Source organism: Streptomyces vietnamensis, assembly GCF_000830005.1.
GTDB classification, from domain to species: Bacteria; Actinomycetota; Actinomycetes; order Streptomycetales; family Streptomycetaceae; genus Streptomyces; species Streptomyces vietnamensis.
In genome coordinates this window covers 259,931-276,113 of the sequence record NZ_CP010408.1, presented here as the reverse complement: position 1 = coordinate 276,113, position 16,183 = coordinate 259,931, and the positions used below count along the sequence as shown (strand labels likewise).

22 protein-coding genes are annotated in these 16,183 nt (G+C 69.6%); 3 read left to right on the top strand and 19 right to left on the bottom strand.

Going from position 1 to position 16,183, the window contains the following annotated elements; translation table 11 throughout:
• Positions 1–41 precede the first annotated feature (41 nt).
• Both SVTN_RS40720 and SVTN_RS40715 read right to left on the bottom strand, forming a co-directional pair.
• Positions 42–707 carry a hypothetical protein gene (locus tag SVTN_RS40720; protein ID WP_052499865.1) on the bottom strand — a complete coding sequence of 222 codons (666 nt, stop codon included), beginning with the start codon at positions 705–707 and terminating at the stop codon, positions 42–44.
• A 271-nt stretch (positions 708–978) separates the two neighbouring features.
• Entirely contained in the window at positions 979–1,275 is a 297-nt protein-coding gene (locus SVTN_RS40715) for a phosphoadenosine phosphosulfate reductase domain-containing protein (protein WP_041134950.1), read from the bottom strand.
• A gap of 145 nt (positions 1,276–1,420) precedes the next feature.
• On the opposite strand from SVTN_RS40715, the gene SVTN_RS40710 reads away from it, so the two are divergent.
• Positions 1,421–2,242, top strand: a complete 822-nt coding sequence (locus SVTN_RS40710; protein WP_041134949.1) for a barstar family protein — start codon at positions 1,421–1,423, stop codon at positions 2,240–2,242.
• 452 nt (positions 2,243–2,694) lie between these two features.
• On the opposite strand, the gene SVTN_RS44605 is transcribed toward SVTN_RS40710, so the two are convergent.
• Entirely contained in the window at positions 2,695–3,681 is a 987-nt protein-coding gene (locus SVTN_RS44605) for a DUF6236 family protein (RefSeq protein ID WP_159026617.1), read from the bottom strand.
• Between the two features lie 226 nt (positions 3,682–3,907).
• Positions 3,908–4,135: a recombinase gene (locus SVTN_RS40700; RefSeq protein ID WP_078908867.1), complete on the bottom strand. Its 228-nt coding sequence runs from the start codon at positions 4,133–4,135 to the stop codon at positions 3,908–3,910.
• A gap of 79 nt (positions 4,136–4,214) precedes the next feature.
• On the opposite strand from SVTN_RS40700, the gene SVTN_RS40695 reads away from it, so the two are divergent.
• Positions 4,215–4,490, top strand: a complete 276-nt coding sequence (locus SVTN_RS40695) for a hypothetical protein (RefSeq protein WP_041135040.1) — start codon at positions 4,215–4,217, stop codon at positions 4,488–4,490.
• 165 nt (positions 4,491–4,655) lie between these two features.
• Here the strand turns inward: SVTN_RS40695 and SVTN_RS40690 are convergent, their stop codons facing one another.
• The 15 genes from SVTN_RS40690 to SVTN_RS40630 all read right to left on the bottom strand — a co-directional run bounded on the left by SVTN_RS40690 (position 4,656) and on the right by SVTN_RS40630 (position 15,564).
• Positions 4,656–5,951: a hypothetical protein gene (locus SVTN_RS40690; RefSeq protein ID WP_245728084.1), complete on the bottom strand. Its 1,296-nt coding sequence runs from the start codon at positions 5,949–5,951 to the stop codon at positions 4,656–4,658.
• A gap of 85 nt (positions 5,952–6,036) precedes the next feature.
• Positions 6,037–6,339 (bottom strand): site-specific integrase, encoded by a 303-nt coding sequence (locus tag SVTN_RS46470; protein WP_342669723.1) that lies wholly within the window; start codon positions 6,337–6,339, stop codon positions 6,037–6,039.
• 24 nt (positions 6,340–6,363) lie between these two features.
• On the bottom strand, positions 6,364–7,233 hold the full coding sequence (locus SVTN_RS40685) for a site-specific integrase (RefSeq protein WP_342669721.1): 870 nt from the start codon (positions 7,231–7,233) through the stop codon (positions 6,364–6,366).
• Positions 7,234–7,272: 39 nt separating this feature from the next.
• On the bottom strand, positions 7,273–7,968 hold the full coding sequence (locus SVTN_RS41405; RefSeq protein WP_078908866.1) for a tRNA lysidine(34) synthetase: 696 nt from the start codon (positions 7,966–7,968) through the stop codon (positions 7,273–7,275).
• A gap of 71 nt (positions 7,969–8,039) precedes the next feature.
• A complete protein-coding gene (locus SVTN_RS40675) occupies positions 8,040–8,441 on the bottom strand; it encodes a hypothetical protein (RefSeq protein ID WP_041134946.1) in 402 nt (133 codons plus the stop codon).
• 138 nt (positions 8,442–8,579) lie between these two features.
• The gene (locus SVTN_RS40670) at positions 8,580–9,140 is read right to left on the bottom strand and encodes a hypothetical protein (protein WP_041134945.1); all 561 of its coding nucleotides are present in this window, start codon (positions 9,138–9,140) and stop codon (positions 8,580–8,582) included.
• A gap of 250 nt (positions 9,141–9,390) precedes the next feature.
• On the bottom strand, positions 9,391–9,828 hold the full coding sequence (locus tag SVTN_RS40665) for a hypothetical protein (protein ID WP_041134944.1): 438 nt from the start codon (positions 9,826–9,828) through the stop codon (positions 9,391–9,393).
• Between the two features lie 1,091 nt (positions 9,829–10,919).
• Positions 10,920–11,213 carry a hypothetical protein gene (locus tag SVTN_RS40660; protein ID WP_041134943.1) on the bottom strand — a complete coding sequence of 98 codons (294 nt, stop codon included), beginning with the start codon at positions 11,211–11,213 and terminating at the stop codon, positions 10,920–10,922.
• A 163-nt stretch (positions 11,214–11,376) separates the two neighbouring features.
• The gene (locus SVTN_RS40655; RefSeq protein ID WP_041134942.1) at positions 11,377–11,994 is read right to left on the bottom strand and encodes a DUF6248 family natural product biosynthesis protein; all 618 of its coding nucleotides are present in this window, start codon (positions 11,992–11,994) and stop codon (positions 11,377–11,379) included.
• An 89-nt stretch (positions 11,995–12,083) separates the two neighbouring features.
• Positions 12,084–12,797 carry a hypothetical protein gene (locus tag SVTN_RS41400; protein WP_052499861.1) on the bottom strand — a complete coding sequence of 238 codons (714 nt, stop codon included), beginning with the start codon at positions 12,795–12,797 and terminating at the stop codon, positions 12,084–12,086.
• Between the two features lie 97 nt (positions 12,798–12,894).
• Positions 12,895–13,152, bottom strand: a complete 258-nt coding sequence (locus tag SVTN_RS40645) for a hypothetical protein (RefSeq protein WP_041134941.1) — start codon at positions 13,150–13,152, stop codon at positions 12,895–12,897.
• A gap of 286 nt (positions 13,153–13,438) precedes the next feature.
• On the bottom strand, positions 13,439–14,011 hold the full coding sequence (locus tag SVTN_RS40640; RefSeq protein WP_159026616.1) for a hypothetical protein: 573 nt from the start codon (positions 14,009–14,011) through the stop codon (positions 13,439–13,441).
• Between the two features lie 212 nt (positions 14,012–14,223).
• On the bottom strand, positions 14,224–14,781 hold the full coding sequence (locus tag SVTN_RS41395; protein ID WP_052499859.1) for a hypothetical protein: 558 nt from the start codon (positions 14,779–14,781) through the stop codon (positions 14,224–14,226).
• Between the two features lie 135 nt (positions 14,782–14,916).
• Positions 14,917–15,063, bottom strand: a complete 147-nt coding sequence (locus tag SVTN_RS44600) for a hypothetical protein (protein ID WP_159026615.1) — start codon at positions 15,061–15,063, stop codon at positions 14,917–14,919.
• 102 nt (positions 15,064–15,165) lie between these two features.
• Positions 15,166–15,564: a WYL domain-containing protein gene (locus SVTN_RS40630; protein WP_041134939.1), complete on the bottom strand. Its 399-nt coding sequence runs from the start codon at positions 15,562–15,564 to the stop codon at positions 15,166–15,168.
• Between the two features lie 299 nt (positions 15,565–15,863).
• Here SVTN_RS40630 and SVTN_RS40625 point away from each other — a divergent pair, with 299 nt between their 5' ends.
• Positions 15,864–16,067 carry a hypothetical protein gene (locus SVTN_RS40625; RefSeq protein ID WP_041134938.1) on the top strand — a complete coding sequence of 68 codons (204 nt, stop codon included), beginning with the start codon at positions 15,864–15,866 and terminating at the stop codon, positions 16,065–16,067.
• Positions 16,068–16,183 lie beyond the last annotated feature (116 nt).

The window sequence follows — 16,183 nt, the reverse complement described above, 5'->3', positions numbered from 1 at the left end:
CACCCGGGTTCTGGGTGGGGGCCGCTTCTGTGCGCGCGGGGTCAGGGCATCAGGAGGTGGACGGCGGGGAGGTCACCGGCCATCACAGCGGCCTGGTCAATGACGACGTCGGTGTACTTGCCGACGGCGGTGAACACCAGCTCCGGCAGGCGCGGCCCGTGCTCCTCGTGGTAGGCCACCACCTCGGCCTCACTGACATCGGGGATCGAGGGGAACACGGCGCCCTCGGCGGTCAGCGCCAGGTCGAGGAAGCCGCCCCGGCCGGTGGCGGTGCCGAACTCGGCCCAGTAGGTGCGCCCGTCACCGGGGGCGTGAATGAGCGCGGCGGGCGGGCTGTACCGGTTGACGGTCAGGCACAGGATCTCTTCATCCGGGCAGGGGGTCATGGACTTGACCTTGCCTTGGTAGCCGCCTGCCCAGGTGGCCATGTGGCCGTTCTCCAGCACGTACGTCCAATCCCCGCACGTGCCGTACATGGCGTAGCTGAACTGTGCGGTGGGCGGCGCGTCGGGGAGGGGCCGGGTGCGCAGCTCGAACAGGGGAACGCGCTCGCTCAGCTCATCGAGATCAGCGCCGAGGTTGATGAGGAACTCGTCCTGATCGACACCCCGGGCGAGGGTGAGGGAGATCCCGGCGTACATGCCACGGGTACCGGGCGGGGTGGGGGTGGTCTGCTGTGCGCCTATCCACGCGATGCCGTCGCTCATGGCGGTCACACTATCGGGCTGGTCTGACAGGGGCAGGGCGGGGAGCAGAGTGCCGGCTTCGCCCACCTCAAGAACTGGCGGATCCTCACCAAACTCCGCACCGACCCCGCCCGCGCCACCCAGCTCCTGCGAGCCCTGCTTGTTCTGACGAACCTCGAAGTCAACCGCTGACAGATGATCTTCGCCGTGGGCTCCCGCCCACGACCAGCATGAGTGCCCTGAGGATCGGCCACACCAGCCCTTTGACCTGCGACTTCAAGTTGGTGGAGGCTCATGGGACTCCTCTGGGTGCGGGGTGGTACTCCAGGGCGGCGTCGGCGATCTGCTGCCAGACGTCGGTCTCGGAGAGCTCCAGGATCGGGTGCCAGGTCAGGACCATGCGCCGCCCGGTGCTCGCGCGCATGTCGATGGCGAGCGGCAGCTTCCGGGCCCGGGCGGGGGATTCGGCCGCCCGGATTCCGAGGACGGAGAGGATCAGGGCCTGCTCGTCCAGGCCGAGGGCGTCGGTGATCTGCCTGAACAGCGGCGCGATCTTGTCCCGCTTCAGGGTCGCGGTGCTTCTCTGCACTTCACTCGCATGGGTGAAGGCGGGTATGTGACTCGTCAAAAGACCTCCGAGATGGATGGGATGGGGTCAAGGGTGGCGGCGGCGCCGGCGACCGCAGGGCAGATCCCCACGCGTCGGTAAGATCAGCGCTCTCAATGGGGGTGCGATGCGAACATCAGGGCGGGGCGGCGAGGGGCAGAAGTACGCGCTGACCTCGGACGAGGACGACAGCGACTTCTGGGGCTTCGCTCACGAAGCCGAGGGGTTGTTCACGCCCCTGTCGGATGAAGAAGGAGCGCGCCGAGTTCACCTCGCGGGTTGTCTCCCGCAGGGCGGCCTACTGAGGTGCGTTGACCACGTCGGCAGTCGTCGTGCCGTGGCGGGGAACGCCTGGTTCGAGCTCCTCGACGGTGACGGTGCCACCATGGGGTCCTACTTCGTCAACGAGGTCACCGTCATTGACGTCCAGCCCTCTGCCCGCGGCGCTGGCCTCGTAGACCTCACAGTGACGTTGTGGTGCGAGAACGCCCTGGCGGGAGCGAAACAGGTGTGGGACCTGATCAGCACGGGTCAGCTGAGCCGCACCGGCATGTGGCACGAACTCTCCCCTGAGGGCAGACGAGCGTGGCTGTCGGTGGCGTTGTGGTCTCAGGAGTACCACCGCCAGGGAAGGCCCGACTCTCCTGCAGGCCAGGTGTTCACCTTGGACGGCCGGCACATCGTTGACAGGGACACCTTCTACTGCGCGATCGGTGAAGCCATCAACGGGCCCGGCGGATACTTCGGCTGGAACCTCGATGCTCTTGAAGACTGTCTGAGAGGCGGCTGGGGCGCCACCACTCCGTTCACCTTGTACTGGGGTTCCTCGGCCGAGGCCAGGGCACGGTTGGTAGAGGGCGTGCCCGCTGGCGGCGATCGCCAGATTGCGCTGTTCGACCTGCTCCTGGAGATCTTCGAGGAACGAGGCGTGAGCGTCAGCCTCCGGTAGGCCGCCGATGCCCTCGCCGCGAAGCTGCCTGCTCAGGGATGCGATTGCCTGACGCGTGCTGCTCAGCGGTCTTCCCCGGCCGGACCGTGAGGTGGCGCCGGCTTCCTCCGTGGTCCAGTAACGGGCAGCTCTTCTCGTCGGCCTTTGCTCGGTGACTGCGGGCGATCTTGGTCGAGAACCCGTCTACCATGAGCTGCGTCGTTCCACCGATCCGTCCAACACACGGCCTGCACAAGTCAGATCGAAAAAGGCTCAGTGCCGTTCGATTGCATGCCAGGGGACGCCAAGGCGTTCGAGGTACTGGATCAGACCGCGCCGCATGGAGTGCCCGGTGCACCGAGGCAGCGGCGCCGCAGGGCACGACGCCGCAGTCCGCGCGAGACACAGATCTCCGGTCCGCCCAGAAGCTCAGCAACACCCCGCCCTCCAGCAACTCGGCCACGAAGCCGCTGCTACGACAGCTCTTTCTCGACGAGCCGGAGGTAGCTGAACGGATGCTCTTGTTTTTTCTGCATCACGGGACGAACCTCGCGAGTGGCAATATTGAACCCGATGCTTCCGGCGATACCGGCCGCCCACGCTAGATCTGGGACGGCCAGGGCTCCGACTACCGCGGTGCTTACGGCCACCGTGGCGGAGATGGACCTGGTAATCCACGCCATGCGACTGCTCTTTACAGCTCCCTGATAATCCTCGCGTGCCTGGGTCAGTTCGCTGCGCATGCGTTGAAGAACATCGGCCGGGTGCTCCCAGTGCCGGTTGAGCTCACTGAGCATGGCCTGAGTTGCCTTGACCAAACGCTCTCGCTCAGCGGCGTATTTTTCACGGAAGGCCAGAACCTCGGAGGTTGGGGTTCCTGGTGCCGGCATGGGCAGCATGCGGCCAAGTTCCACGCGCCAAGCCGATACAGCGGACCGTGAATGCGACCGCAGCGAAAGTTCCTCAGCCGTGGACTGGTCAGTATAGGGCGTGTAGGAGATACTCGTTGTCGAGCGGGCCACCTCCTGAGCCATGGTGCTGGCCAGAATTAGTAGCGCCTTCTCGGGAATTACAAGAGATCCAAGGTTGGGACGCTCCAGGAATCGATTATGCCGGGCCACTCCAAGTGCGATGAGTCCCTCTTCGAGACGGAATCCCACCTTTCCCCCATGGTCGAGGTAGACGGGGCGCCCCCTGTGAGGGCCGATTGCATGGAGCCGATCTACCATCCCAGGAAAGTCATCGATTTCCCTGTCGGCTAGCAGGCTGTAATGACTCTTGAGGTTAATGGGGTGGTAAAATCCCCGGTCCTTGAGATCTTGCAGCGTGCCCATAAGTGTGCGTTCATACGTTTCTTGTCTATCCGATACCATCGAAGCGATGCCGTCCCAGTACAGCAACGCTTCGTGGACCACATTCACTGGAGGCTTAGCCAGTGGGTAATAGAGAAGGGTAGGCATGATTTCTCCCTGCATGACTCTTGCTATCGATTTCGCGAAAGAGAATGCGTTTGTTGCGGCGGCGCCTCGCATGCGAATAGGTGGGGTTGTCCGGCCACGGGAGCAGGTCGAGGCCCTACCGGCCGAGGGCCCGCGAGCCGAGCATGGACGGGGAGTTCCGTTCGATCATATTCCGGGGGGCGCCGAGGCGTTGGAGGTTCTGGATCAGGCATCGGTCTGCGGAACGTCATTCGGACTCCTTCGGCCGACGGCGGGCGGGGATGCCGAGGTGCAGAGTTGGTCGCTGGGCTCGACGGTGGGTCTCGTCGCGCTTGGCGCGGAGGAAGGTGAGGGTGAGGTCGATGCCCTCGATCTCACCGATCCAACCCTCGGCTTCGGCTTGTGTCCGGCGTTGTAGAAGGTCGGCTTCCAGCTCGGTAAGCCGGGCGAGCATCTTGGGGTTGGCGCGGAGCATCGGGCAGCGGATGCAGGCTTCTCTGAACTTGGTGGTTGGACCCCTGGACCACCTCCGGGGCCTCGATAGAGTCGGAGTGATGACTGGGAACCGAGGCCGTTGGCCGAAGATCGATGAGGAACGCGGCGTCGAGGACGTGACGCTTCTGATCTTGGAGTGGCTGGGCGAGCAGGGTGTGAATGCCATGATCAGGATGGACGCCGAGAGACTGGCTGACAACGCGCCGGCGTGGACGTTCGCTGCCAGCGGTGGCCCGTTGGCGCATGGGATGCGAGCCGATGGGAGGACTGTTCAGCAGTGCATGTCCGTTGCTCTGGCCCGCCTGCGCGACTCCGGCCTGTCGGTTCCGTTCTGATCTTCGACCGCCTCTGCTGAAACCTCGCCTTGGGAACTCAGTTGGAGCGATCTGATTGCTGGAGGGCTGGTCAGGGCAGGAGCGGTCGGGTTGCGGTCCAGGTCACGAGTCGTTCCCGCACCGGGCCGGGTGCCAGGTAGCCGACCAGGCTTTCCAGATGGGCCGTCAGGTTCTTGTGTCGCCGCAGCTCGCGGATCTGCCCGGTGTGCCAGCGTGTGTGAACTCCTCCCCGTCGGCGGCCTGGTCGGCGCGTTCGAGCAGGAGCCGGGCATGGTCGTAGCGGGACTCGACGTGCTCAACCAGGACGGGCAAGAGCGGCTGGCGCTGCCGGGTGCGGTCCGCGGAGCGTTCGGTCCCCTTCCGCCGGCGGACGCCCAGACCGTGGAATTCACCAGGCGGGACGGGACACGGCGCGACCCAGGCCGCCCAGCGTTCGGGCTCAGCAGCAGCCCAGGTGTGCAGGTCGTAGTAGAAGCTGCGGACCGAGATGACGATGTCGTCCTGGCCACGCCGGTGGGTGCCGTCGTCCTTGAGACGGATTGTCTCGCGCCAGCGCGTGTAGAGGTCCGGTGCGATCCGAAGGCCCTGCTGATCGGGGTTGAGCTGCTCGATCTTCACCCAGAAGTGCTTGACCAGCAGGAGCGCGAGCTGCTTCAGGCTGGAGTAGTCGAGATCCGCTCGGCGTCGGCCGAAGTAGTCGATCAGCAGGCCGCGGACGGCCTGGTCGCGGATCCCGTACTGATCGACGAGCTCCTCGATGGTCCGCTGGCCGCGCATCATCGCTGCCCGCATGGTCGTTGGCGTGGAGGCCGGGAACCGCCCCATCGTGATCAGGGCCGTCCACATGCCGTGCCCGAACAGGAGGTTTGAGGCCGGTTGTCCGGGCTGGAGGCGGCAGCGGGCCAGCCGGTTGTCGTGCGCGTATTGGAGGATCGACTCCGGCGTGACGTCGGCCAGCGCGACGCCCTGGTAGGTCAGGAGCGTGCACATGTCGAGCACGGCCTCCCGCTGGTGCTTGAGCCGCAGCTCCTGTGCGGCAATGTGCTCCTCGAAGGCGACCAGCAGCGGGTCGTTCTGCGCGGAGATGAACAGGGGAGTGAAGTTGTTCAGCTGGTTCTGCCGGAAGGCGAGCATCGTGGGCTGGACGACGCGGAGACAGAACAGCGTGCGGACCCCGGGGGTGACCGCGAGGCCGGTCGTCCTGCGGGCACCGAGACTGTTCGCCTTGATCATCCCCTTGCCCAGAGGGCTGGCGTCCCACCGCTCCTGCCAGGTCTGGCCCGGGTGGGTGGACAGATACTGAAGGATGCCGCGGGTGGCCTGAGCGCGCTGGTGCCGGGTAACGGTGGAAGCGTCCTCCCAGACGTCGAAGGCCAGCTTGGAGATGTAGTTGATCGACGCTGCAGACAGTTCTCCGTGCGGTCGCGGCGGCGGCTCCGAGACCGCAGGCTGCGGCTTCATCGGACCGCCCACGAACCTGCTGGGAAAAGTGCGCCCCTCCAAGATGGGCCCGTGCCGACTGCTGACACCGGTGGTCGCGCTGGACCTAGCCACCGAACACCGCCTTGATGTCATCCGCGGAGTACCCAGTGGGGTAGCTCATCGCCGGCCGCGGCGTGCTGTAGTGCTCCGCGAGCTTGTCGAACATCTCCTCCACCCGCGCCGTCAGGTAGCGGCTAGTGGTCTGGATGTTGGCGTGCCGCATGATCGCTTGGACCTCGACAGGGGTGAGCTTCCCGCCGTTGGCCATCCGGGACGCCGCCGTGTGCCGAAGGTCGTGCAGGGTCCAGTTCGTGCCCAGCAGCTCGTTCGCCCGCTGCATGATCCGGCGCATCGCCCAGTAGGACAGGGGACGATCGCTCCCGCGACGGGTTCACCAGACCGACTCGCCCCGTGACGGCGTGCCCGCCTCGTCGAGATACCGGGCCAGACGGACGAACGCCTGCGGCGAGGCCGGCACCGCTTCCCTCTCCCGGGTGCCCTTGGAGATCACGTAGATCCGCTGGCCGGCCCAGTCGATGTCGTTCACCCCCACCCCGAGCAGTTCGACCGCGCGGGCGCCGCTGGAGACATAACACTCCAGCAGTGCTCGGTCACGCTCACAGCCCATGCGATCGAACAGCTCGTCCCACAGCCGGTCGGGAATCGAACGGGGCGGCCGGTCGGAGACCTTCTGCCGCAGCCGGGCCCGCCCCACAACCGCCCGCGGCTCCAGCGGACTCCGGTGCGCAAGGGCATGTCGGCGCTGCGGCGAGATGGGGACAGGGTTGACCACCGGCCCGTTGCCCTGATAGGCGTGGAACCCGTAGAAGCCGCTGACCACCGACAACGCATGGTTGATCGTTCTGGGCGCGTATCCGGCACGGAGCGTCGGCTTGCCGGTCCTGAGGTTCACCGACCCGGGCACGTGTCCGCCCGGTTGAGTCCGCCGTCGCTGCGGATTCGAGGCCGTCCGCAGCCACCCCGCCAGCACCGCGACCTCAGCCTCGGTCGCCTTCTCCCACGCCACCCCCAGCAGCCACAGCAGCCGGAACCACCGCAGCAGGCCGTACCCGTAGCTGCGTACCGTCAGCGGACTGCAGTCGTTCAGTGCCAGATCCCGCAGGTAGGCGGTAGCCGCCTCGATCTCGTCGTCGTACGCGTTCACGACGATGTACGGCGGGTGGACGCCCCGAGCGGGGACAACGGCCCCCACCCGGGGCAGCTCCGCCCGCCCCTCGATCAGTTCCTGTCGCAGTTCCAAGGTGTTCCTCCTCGTCGATCGCACTGACCATCACGTCGATCAACGAGAGGAGTTGGTGCAGATAACTGTGCACAGCCGGCGGGCCGCGTCGGGCCACATGCCGCGCTTCTCGACGAGGCCGAGCAGGCCGCGGTCGGCCTGGACCACGATGAACTCGACGCCCCACCGCTCGGCCTGGCGCTGCGCGAGCTCACGCACCCCCGGCCATTCGGACTCCTCCCCCAGATCCGCGTGGACCATGACCACCTTGTCCAGGCAGCCGGCCTCGGCCGCCAGGGTGACCACGCGATGCCCGCAGACGAGCGAGTCCTTGCCACCGCTCGTGGAGACGAGGATTTTGTCCGCGGCCAGGACGAGCTCGCGGGGCATCGCGGCGAGCTCGCCGAGGAGGGCGGCCGCGACGTCGGACCGGCTCCCGCCGCCGGTTCCGCGGCCCGGAGCGTGCGGGGTGTAGAGCGCCGCGAGGACGCGGTTGGCCGCGCGGGCCGCGGTGAAGGTCCGGTGGACCTTGGCCCGGGCCTCCTGCTCACGGCGGACGAGACCAGCGTGGACGGCCTGCGCAGCCTCCAGCTCGTCAGAGGCGCCCTGCAGTTGCGGATCGCGGGTGATGCGGGCGTGTGCGGCGGTGGCCTTGGCGGCCCGGGTGCGGGCGCGGCCGGCGGCGGTGTACGCGGCGTCGGCCTGGTGGGCGCGCCGGATCCCCTCCAGCAGCCGGCGGCGGGTGGGCATGTCCATGGAGCTCCTCTGGGTGCGGGGTGGTGAGTTCGGCGCCGGGCGGCTGCCACTGCCGCCCGGCCGGGGGTGGATCAGAAGGTGCAGAACCGGCGTGCGACCGGCGGGAAGTTGCCGCGGCGGCGCCGGCTGAGCCGCTCGGTCACCTCGCGGGCACACCGGGCGGCGTCGGCGACCGCGTCGAGCGGCGTGGGGGAGCCGTTGACGAGGGTGGTGAGGTAGGTGCCGTCGGCGGCGTGCAGATACGCGGACCAGGGTTCGCGGTGGTCGGCCGCGGGCCGGTCGGCACGCTCGCCGGCGTGCATCAGGACGTGCAAGACGCCGTAGGCGGCGTCCTCGTCGTCCGGGGCGCCCGGGTCGGCGGCCATGATCAGGAAGGTCATGCCGCCCTCCTCTCCGGGGAAGGCGTGGCGGCCCAGGGCGGCCAGTTCGGCGAGCAGCAGGTCGCCTTCGGTGGGTTCCATCCGGTTGGTCATCTCGCTCCTTCGCGTCGAGCGGGCGGGGGCGTCTTGCCGTGCGGGTCGGTGTCGTGCGCAGGGGGTGCCGGACCCCGGCGCCCGGCCCGAGGTGGGGCCGGGAGCCGGGGCGCGGGGCGCTGTACGCCGCGCGAGGTCCTACTGGGCGACGGTCGGCCGGTTGCAGGGGCGGGCGTTGTCCACGGCGACGGCGGCGGCGAGGCGCCCCCAGCTCAGGTGGAGCTTGAATGCGGCTTCCAGGTAGAGCCCCGCCGTCTCCGGCCGCTCACCGGCTCCCGTCAGGTGGCGCTCGTGCAGCAGCTGGAGAGCAGCGCGCAGGCTGGTCTCCTGGGAGGCGAGCTGGGCGCTGACGGGGTGCAGGAGCCGGGGCAGTTCGAGGGTGCCGAACACGGCGCTGGTGACGTACTGGCCGAGGCAGGCGGGGAGCCCGGTCGCCGTGTTCTGGGCGATGACGTCTTCGGCGATGGCGAGGAGCAGGGAGGCGTCGAAGGGGATCGTGTTGGTGATGACGACACCGTCCAGGACCGGGGGGAGGTCGGTCTCGAAGGTCAGCGCGACGTCGTCGAGGAGCTCGGCGACCGTGGTCAGCGCTTCCTCGGCCGGGTGGTTGAGCACGCTCCTCCGTCGGGCGATACCGGCGATGGCGCGGGCCCGGGCGGCTGCGTGCAGGGCGTTGGGGAGCGGCGTGCGGATGATCATGACTCTCCGAAGGTCTGAGGATGCGTGTCCGGTGTGGTCGACTGCCACCGCCGACCGCAAGACAACTATACTCACTATTCATCATCACGCAAGGCTCCGCCCTGGTTCCCTCGGCAGAAATCCGCGAACGGCACCGTTGGTGCTGCGGGCGGCCCTTGGCCGCGCGCGGCCTGGACGCGGCACTCCGGACTCCGGCGATGGCGGCGGAGGGGAAGGAGAGCCGCCCGGCCCGTAGGGCCGGGCGGGGCCGTCAGCAGGCAGCCTCGGGGTCCTCGGCCGCCGGCAGGGGCTCCCACTCCAGGGCGCGCGCGGTCTTGCGGGAGCGGCTGTCAACGGCGACGGTCACGCCGTCCCGGTACGCGTGGGCACCGGTCATCCGTACGTCCACTGCCTCGACGGTGCCGGTCTGGCCGCTGGCCACGTGCCGGACCCGCTCGCCGACAGTGCGGACCAGGTCCGCTTCCCGCAGACGCCGCGCGCCGAGCCGATGCCCCGCCTGCTGGACCAGGCGACCCGCGCGGGTGGCCAGGGCGGCCGCGAAGGCGGCGTCGGAATCGGGAGCCTCGACCCGCAGGAACCAGCGGCCCTCGGGCAGGCCGGTGTGGGTGATGGTCCAGGTGTCGGTGATCGCGCCCCGGGCCTGCTCGGCGGCGGCACCCTGCTTGGCCGCGGTATCCAGGGTCGGCACGTGCCAGAGGATCAGGGACGGTTGGTCGCCGGGCTCGACGATCCAGCCTTCGGTGCGCTCGAACAGCTCCTTCGCGACGCTCAGCCGGGCCAGGGGCGGCCGCCCGTCGGCGCTGGTGGTTCAGCCTGCTGTCCTCGACCCAGCCGACCGTCAGGCGGCCGCTGGTGCCATCCGCCCGGACCCAGTAGCCGGCCACCTCGCCGAGGTCGTGGGGGCCGGTGACGTCGGCGAGCGGCTGCCCGGACAGGGCGGCCGCCGGGTGTTCGGCGTCCTGGGGCAGTACGCCCGTACCGGCCGCCGGGGCGGCCTCGGCCGGGCCGACGGCGGGCGGCGGAACGTGGACGGCGTTCCAGGAGCCCGGGCCGTACTCGGTGAGCTTGACGAGGCCGGCGGCGTGCAGGCTCCGGACGGCGGTGAGGTTGTGCCCGTATCCGGCGCCGATCGCGCCGTCGCGCTTGACGACGGCGTACACCCGCCGCTGCGGTTCGGTCAGGGCGTCCTCGGCGCGCTTGCGGTTCTCCTGGGCATTCAGGTAGTCGGCGCGCTCCTGGGCGCCGACCTCGGTCTGCCAGTCGCCCGAGACGACCAGGCCCGAGGTGTTGACGACGTCGAAACCTCCGCCCGCAGCCGGGCGGACGGCGTAGAGGACGAGCGGCTCGCGCTCGGCGGCCGGGGCCGGCTGGGCAGCGGCGGGCGCCTGCTTCGGGGTCGCCCTGCGAGTGCGGGCCGGCTTCTCCTGGACGTGCACCTCCTCGACCGTGACGTTCTTCCAGCCCGCGCGCTCGGCGGCCCGGGCGGCCCGGGCGACGTTGGCCGCGGACATGGACCAGGTGTGCGCGATGCGGCCCTCGCCGTCGCGGCGGTCGGCGATGACCGCGTGGGTGTAGTGGCGGGTTTCGCTGATACGGGTACAGCCGGTGGAGGCAACGAAAGTCGTGCGTGTCATGGGGGGTTCTCCCTGATGTGGTTCTCCGGTGCCGAGCGGCTGCCACTGCCGCTCGGGGATGTGCTGCTCAACGGGGTGATGCCGCTGATATCGCGGGGGCTCTCCGGGCGGGCGGTCGGTCGGCCGCCCGCCCCGCCGGGGTCAGCTAGTCGTGCTTGCTCGCCAGGTACTCAGCGATGTCAATCGCTTCGGTCACCCACCAGGCCACCGCGTCGGTGACCACCTCGACGGGGTGAAAGTCCTTGCACACGAAGCGGCGGGTCCCCGTGGAGGGGTGCTCGATGACCCACTCGGCGGGCGCACCGCAGCCCCGGACGAGGTTGCACAGCGGGACGTACCCCCGACCGTCCGGACCGTGCTGCCACAGCGCCTCGTCCTGGCGCAGCGCGTCCACGTCGACGCGGGAGGCGGGAAGCTGGGCGAGGCTGTTGAAGAACATGTGCGGTCTCCTGGATCTGTGTGTGTCCGGTGTCGTCGGCTGCCACCGCCGATCGACAAGATAACTATAATCACCTTTCATCACTTCCGCAAGGGTGTCCCCTCCAGCGCACCCAGGACGGCTCCGGGCAATCACCGTTGCCCGGAAGTCCGGTCGCGCACCGTCAGAACAGGGCGTATTGCGCGGCGTCGACCGCAGAGCCTTGCCCCCGACGCACGGCCCCACCCGGCCGCCCAGCGGCCTTCCCCGGTGCGACTTCACCCTCGGCCGGAGCCGCGGCTGTCTCCGGAGTCGGATCGCTCTTGGGGCACGCACACCGGCACCACCACACGCACGGCTCGCCGCCGGGCCGCAGGATGAACTTGGCGACGCACCGGCCCCGGATGTCTAGAACCCAGTCGGTGTTGTCGTCCGCGTGCGGGCCGCCTTCCTGCCGGTGGACGCACAGGTCGCAGCGGCCGGCCAGGCAGTTCCAGCAGGTGCCCCGCTCGCACATGGCCCATCGGGCGAAGCCGAACGGGTACTTGCGCTCGATCTTCTGGAGGTAGGCGGACCACACCTGCTCGCGCACCCAGGCGCCCTCGTCCTCGTCCATCGGCGAGGGGTTGGGGACCGGGTCCACGATGCCCATGATCAGGGCGCCCTGGAAGTTCAGGGTGGAGATCCCCCGTACGATTTCGCGTTCCTCGGGCGTGAGGGTGCGCTGCGGGCGGCGGATGACCGGGCCGGCGAGGAGCCGCGCCGCGGGCCGCCGACCAGCAGCGCTTCGGGTCTCGTTCATGCGGTTCCCTTCGATGCTGAGGGGTTCGGCAGCTTCGGGCTCGCACACGGCGGGGGCGGAGACTTCGCCCCCGCCGTGCACGGCCAGGGTCAGCGCTCAGTCCGGGCGTAGTTGTGGCGGTCGTCGGTGGCGGCGAACTCGACCAGCTCGGGGAGGTGCGCGCCCACCCAGGTCTCGACGGGGCCGGGGATGTCCTGTTGGCCGGCGAGCCAGTCATAGACGTCCGGCCGGAGCTCGAAGAGGCCGTTCTCGTCCTCGGCGTAGAACTCTGCGTTGCCGCCGAACCCGTAGTCGTCCGCGACGTCCCAGACGCAGATCAGGTAGGGGCCGCCCGCGTCGCTGATGCGCCCGAAGGCGCGCCGGATGTCGTCGGCGCCGTAGCCGTGCTCGAACGCGCCGTGCAGGTCGGCCAGCTCGGCCAGCAGGTCCTGGGCCGTCTCCTCGGCGGTCGTGCTCTCGGCGTTCGGCGCGGGGTCCTCGCCCTCCTGGTCGTCGTGCTCACCGCCGTGCTGGATGATCAGGTCGCGGAGCGCCTCGGCGGGCACGTCCAGGAACATCCCGCTTTCGTTGCCGAGGGTCCCGCCGGTCAGCCAGTCCTCCCAGGAGTCCTCGTTCTCCCAGGCCTCGGTGTCGGGAGCGGTCAGGCCCGGGGAGAGGAAGACCTCTTCCGCGACATCGGCGCCGGGCCGCGTCTTGAGGGTGACCGCGTGGCCGTCGGCGAGGCGGATCCGGGCGAAGCCGTGACCGGTCCCCTCCATCACGACGGCATCGAGTCGGGACGTGCCGAGGGTGTGAATGCTCATGAGATGCCTCCGAGTTGAGCGTTTCCGGGTGGTCGGCTGCCACCGCCGACCATCAAGACAACTATACATGCTATTCATCACCACACAAGGAGGTGAGTCACGCGCCCAGAAGTACGCCCCCGACGCCCCTGGCCCGGTGCAGCGGCGCCGGACCGCCGGCCGACCTCTTGCGCGGGGCCGGCTCGGGCAGCCCGCGCAGCGGCCGGAAGACCGACCCCTCCTCGGTGTGCTCCTTCCAGCGCTCCTCGAACCCCGGCCGCTGTTTGTCCGCGACGCCCGCAGGTACGGCCACGACGAACGCCTCGACGTGCGGCAGGCCTTCGGGGTCGTCCAGGCAGTGGGCGCGCCGGATCAAGGACCGTCCTGCGCCGGGAGCCGGAGCCACGCGACGGGGCGGGGAGGTACAGGTGATGCGCGGGAGGGTGCAACACGGCCCCTTTCCGGGGTGCGTGTTCGGTGGTGCGGCTGCCACTGCCGCGAGGCGCTGAGGCGCGCCCGAGCCCGGGTGGACGTGCTGCAGGGCCGGGGCGCTGGTGGACGGGCGGGCGGGGGCGGCGATGCCGAAGGCCCCCGCTCTGGGGGCCGCCCCCCTGGAGGGCCCGGGCGCGCGTGGATCAGCGGCCCGGGCCGGAGAGGAGCGGCTATCGGGTGACAGCGCCAGCCGCGACCCAGGCGGAGCGGGGGCTCACCGGGTTGTGCTTGACGATGGAGCGGGCAAGGGCGAAGAGGCGGTACCCCTTCGGGGCGCCGGTGGCCAGCTCCAGATTCCGGGCCGCCATGTCGTACTGGAATCCGAAGACCACGCGCATGAGCTCGGATCGGCCCATCTCGCGGCGGTAGTCGAGCACATCGTGTGCTGCCTGGACAGCCTGCTCGCCGACGCCGGTCCAGACGCGGCCGTTGAAGACATGGTCCCCGACGGTGCGGTCGGCGTCGGCGACGTCGAGGGGCCCGGTGTGGGTAATGGTGAAGTGCTTGGGCCAGGCGGAGCGGGGGCCGAAGGCCCGAGTCGCGTACGCCTCGGCGGCGCCGTCCAGGGCCGCACGGACAGAGCCGACGGTGAAGCCCGGGAGCGTCCGGTCGTACTCGGCGTCTGCCTTGAAGACGTCCAGGCGCGTGGTTCCGCCGTAGTTGTAGACGTCCACGGTCGTAGCCCCGGGGCACAGGCGGCGGGCGGTGTCGATGACGGCGTACGCGGCGCGGGAAGTGTTCACGAGGCTCTCCTTGGGTGGTGCGTTTTCGGTGTGCGGCTGCCACTGCCGCATCGGGACCCCATCCCGATGAGAAAACTATACCCATCTTTCATCACCCTCACAACCCCATCCCCTCCATCTGATTGCCCGTCAGATTTCCGTGTCGGGAACGGCCGCCGGCCACCACCCGCCGGGACCCCGCCGGCCGCGAGGGCCGGCGTTGCCCGGAGGGGTCAGCGAGAAGCCTCCGCAGCGCCCGGAGCAACCGCTCCGCAACCGGCCGCCGAGCCCGGGACGGAGAGGCTGGCCACCAGCTGACGGACGGCGCGCGGCCCGGCGGCACGGACCCCGGGCGCACTGCGCCCGTGCGGGTGGACGGTGGCGCGCAGGATCTTCCCAGAGCGGGCGCCCACCTCCATCCACCCCCATGCACCCTCGGGGCCGGGCGCGGCCAGGGTCACGTAGTGGCGCCGGGCGGAGGGGCGCCACACGGGAAGGAGCCCGTGTTCCGTGGCCAGCGTCACGACCGAACGCGTGTAGGCGTTGAGGCTGTGCGGCGCGGCCGGGGCGCCGATGCGCAGCGCCCCGCCGCGCATGGCGAGCACGACGCCGAGCGGGAGGCGCGCGCGGATGTCGGCAGGGTCGCGGTACGGAAGGCGCCCGTGTGCGGGGCAGCGGGCGCACAGCAGGATGTCGGCGCGGTCGCTGTCACCGGGCACGAGGCGGGCGGCGGGATCCGCGCACTCGGGGCAAGGGGCGGTTCGCCATTCGTACGAGTCGGCAGCGGGCATGGGGCCTCCAGGGTCGGAAGAGGGTGGATCGCCCCGGGCGGGGGCGGGGTGGGCCGGGCGTGGCAAGGGGCGCAGCGGGAGAGGTGTCGGGGCCGGGCGGGCGGGGGGCGCCGTCCGCCCGGCGCGGACGAGGGTCTAGAGGGGGATCCTGGGGGACTGCACGTCCAGTCGCGCCATGAAGCAGTCGGGGCAGAGATCGGCGTTCTCGGCGGTCTCGTTGCCGCACGGCTCGCCCCATCCGGGGCAGACGGTCGTCTCGTGCTGCGCGTCGCGCTGGGTCATCCTCGGTTCCTTTTGCGAGTGGGTGACCGGGGGCCGGGGTTCGGCCCCCGGTGGAGGGGCACGGCGGTGGGGGCCCGCCCGGCAGGGCGGGCCCCCGCTCGCCTACGCGGCGAGCATCACCTTGGGGAGCGGGTAGTCGCGCTCCAGCTCCAGGTCGATCATCCGCTCGATGCTGGACACGAAGTGCGCGACAGGGAAGGCCTCCCCCGCCTTCTCCTCCGGGACGGTGAGCACGAAGCGGATGCGGTGGACGGTGTACGCCTTGATCTGCTCCAGGGTGAAGGTGCGCATCTCGCCCCGGGTGCGGCACATCGCGCGGACGATGATGCCGCCCTTGCTGGTGGTGAGGATGTTGTGAATCTCGATGGTGCGGACCGACTCCTCGCCCTTGCTGTCGACGTAGGTGATGGTCGTGGCGCGCTCGCCGTCCATGGCGCGGATCAGGTCGATCAGGGTGCGGGTGGTGGTCTGACCGGCGGTGATCTTCATGGAGTTCGACACGGGTTTCTCCCTGGAGCGTGTGAGTTCGGTGGGGGTGTTGGCCGGGTGCCACTCCCGACCAACAAGACAACTATAACTCACACACATCACTTTCGGGAAGCCGGAACGGCCTTTTCCTCGCCCCGATTTCGCGTTCACCCATTCGGTCGCCCGCATCGCGCCGGACGGCGGCGTCACGCCACCCCCACTTGACCAAAGTGATGAGTGATGGTTATAGTTGTCTCAGTTGATCGGCGGTGGCAGCCGGTCAGCGACCGCGAAACACGCACTACGACAAATCCACAGCGAGGAGCCCCGAGATGGCCCGTACCTTCCACGACTGCCCCGCACACCTGCAGTACCAGGAGCGGCCCTGGCTGACCCCCTTCTTGAAGGACGGCAGCAGGACTTGGCTCCAGCGGGCGGCGCACAAGCGGGACCGCGCGGCGGTCCGGCTGGCGCTGCGCGTCGGCATCGAGCCGCCGCTCCCCCAGCGCCGTCGCGTCGACTGGGACCAGCACTGAGCCAGCTCCACACGAAGCGGCCTCGCCTTCCGGCGGGGCCGCTTCGGCACGTCCGGGCACGGCCTTCGCGCGGGAGCGCACACGGCGTTCCGGGCCAGGCCGCTCAGCAGGGCGGC

What these genes read in the sequence shown, in the direction of transcription:
- SVTN_RS40695 (WP_041135040.1), top strand. Translation starts at nt 4,215, where the DNA reads ATGACTGGGAACCGAGGCCGTTGGCCGAAGATCGATGAGGAACGCGGC.
- SVTN_RS41395 (WP_052499859.1), bottom strand. Translation starts at nt 14,781, where the DNA reads ATGCCCGCTGCCGACTCGTACGAATGGCGAACCGCCCCTTGCCCCGAG.
- SVTN_RS40675 (WP_041134946.1), bottom strand. Translation starts at nt 8,441, where the DNA reads ATGACCAACCGGATGGAACCCACCGAAGGCGACCTGCTGCTCGCCGAA.
- SVTN_RS40660 (WP_041134943.1), bottom strand. Translation starts at nt 11,213, where the DNA reads ATGTTCTTCAACAGCCTCGCCCAGCTTCCCGCCTCCCGCGTCGACGTG.
- SVTN_RS44605 (WP_159026617.1), bottom strand. Translation starts at nt 3,681, where the DNA reads ATGCCTACCCTTCTCTATTACCCACTGGCTAAGCCTCCAGTGAATGTG.
- SVTN_RS40655 (WP_041134942.1), bottom strand. Translation starts at nt 11,994, where the DNA reads ATGAACGAGACCCGAAGCGCTGCTGGTCGGCGGCCCGCGGCGCGGCTC.
- SVTN_RS41400 (WP_052499861.1), bottom strand. Translation starts at nt 12,797, where the DNA reads ATGAGCATTCACACCCTCGGCACGTCCCGACTCGATGCCGTCGTGATG.
- SVTN_RS40625 (WP_041134938.1), top strand. Translation starts at nt 15,864, where the DNA reads ATGGCCCGTACCTTCCACGACTGCCCCGCACACCTGCAGTACCAGGAG.
- SVTN_RS40710 (WP_041134949.1), top strand. Translation starts at nt 1,421, where the DNA reads ATGCGAACATCAGGGCGGGGCGGCGAGGGGCAGAAGTACGCGCTGACC.
- SVTN_RS40670 (WP_041134945.1), bottom strand. Translation starts at nt 9,140, where the DNA reads ATGATCATCCGCACGCCGCTCCCCAACGCCCTGCACGCAGCCGCCCGG.
- SVTN_RS40720 (WP_052499865.1), bottom strand. Translation starts at nt 707, where the DNA reads ATGAGCGACGGCATCGCGTGGATAGGCGCACAGCAGACCACCCCCACC.
- SVTN_RS41405 (WP_078908866.1), bottom strand. Translation starts at nt 7,968, where the DNA reads ATGGACATGCCCACCCGCCGCCGGCTGCTGGAGGGGATCCGGCGCGCC.
- SVTN_RS40700 (WP_078908867.1), bottom strand. Translation starts at nt 4,135, where the DNA reads ATGCTCCGCGCCAACCCCAAGATGCTCGCCCGGCTTACCGAGCTGGAA.
- SVTN_RS40690 (WP_245728084.1), bottom strand. Translation starts at nt 5,951, where the DNA reads ATGAAGCCGCAGCCTGCGGTCTCGGAGCCGCCGCCGCGACCGCACGGA.
- SVTN_RS44600 (WP_159026615.1), bottom strand. Translation starts at nt 15,063, where the DNA reads ATGACCCAGCGCGACGCGCAGCACGAGACGACCGTCTGCCCCGGATGG.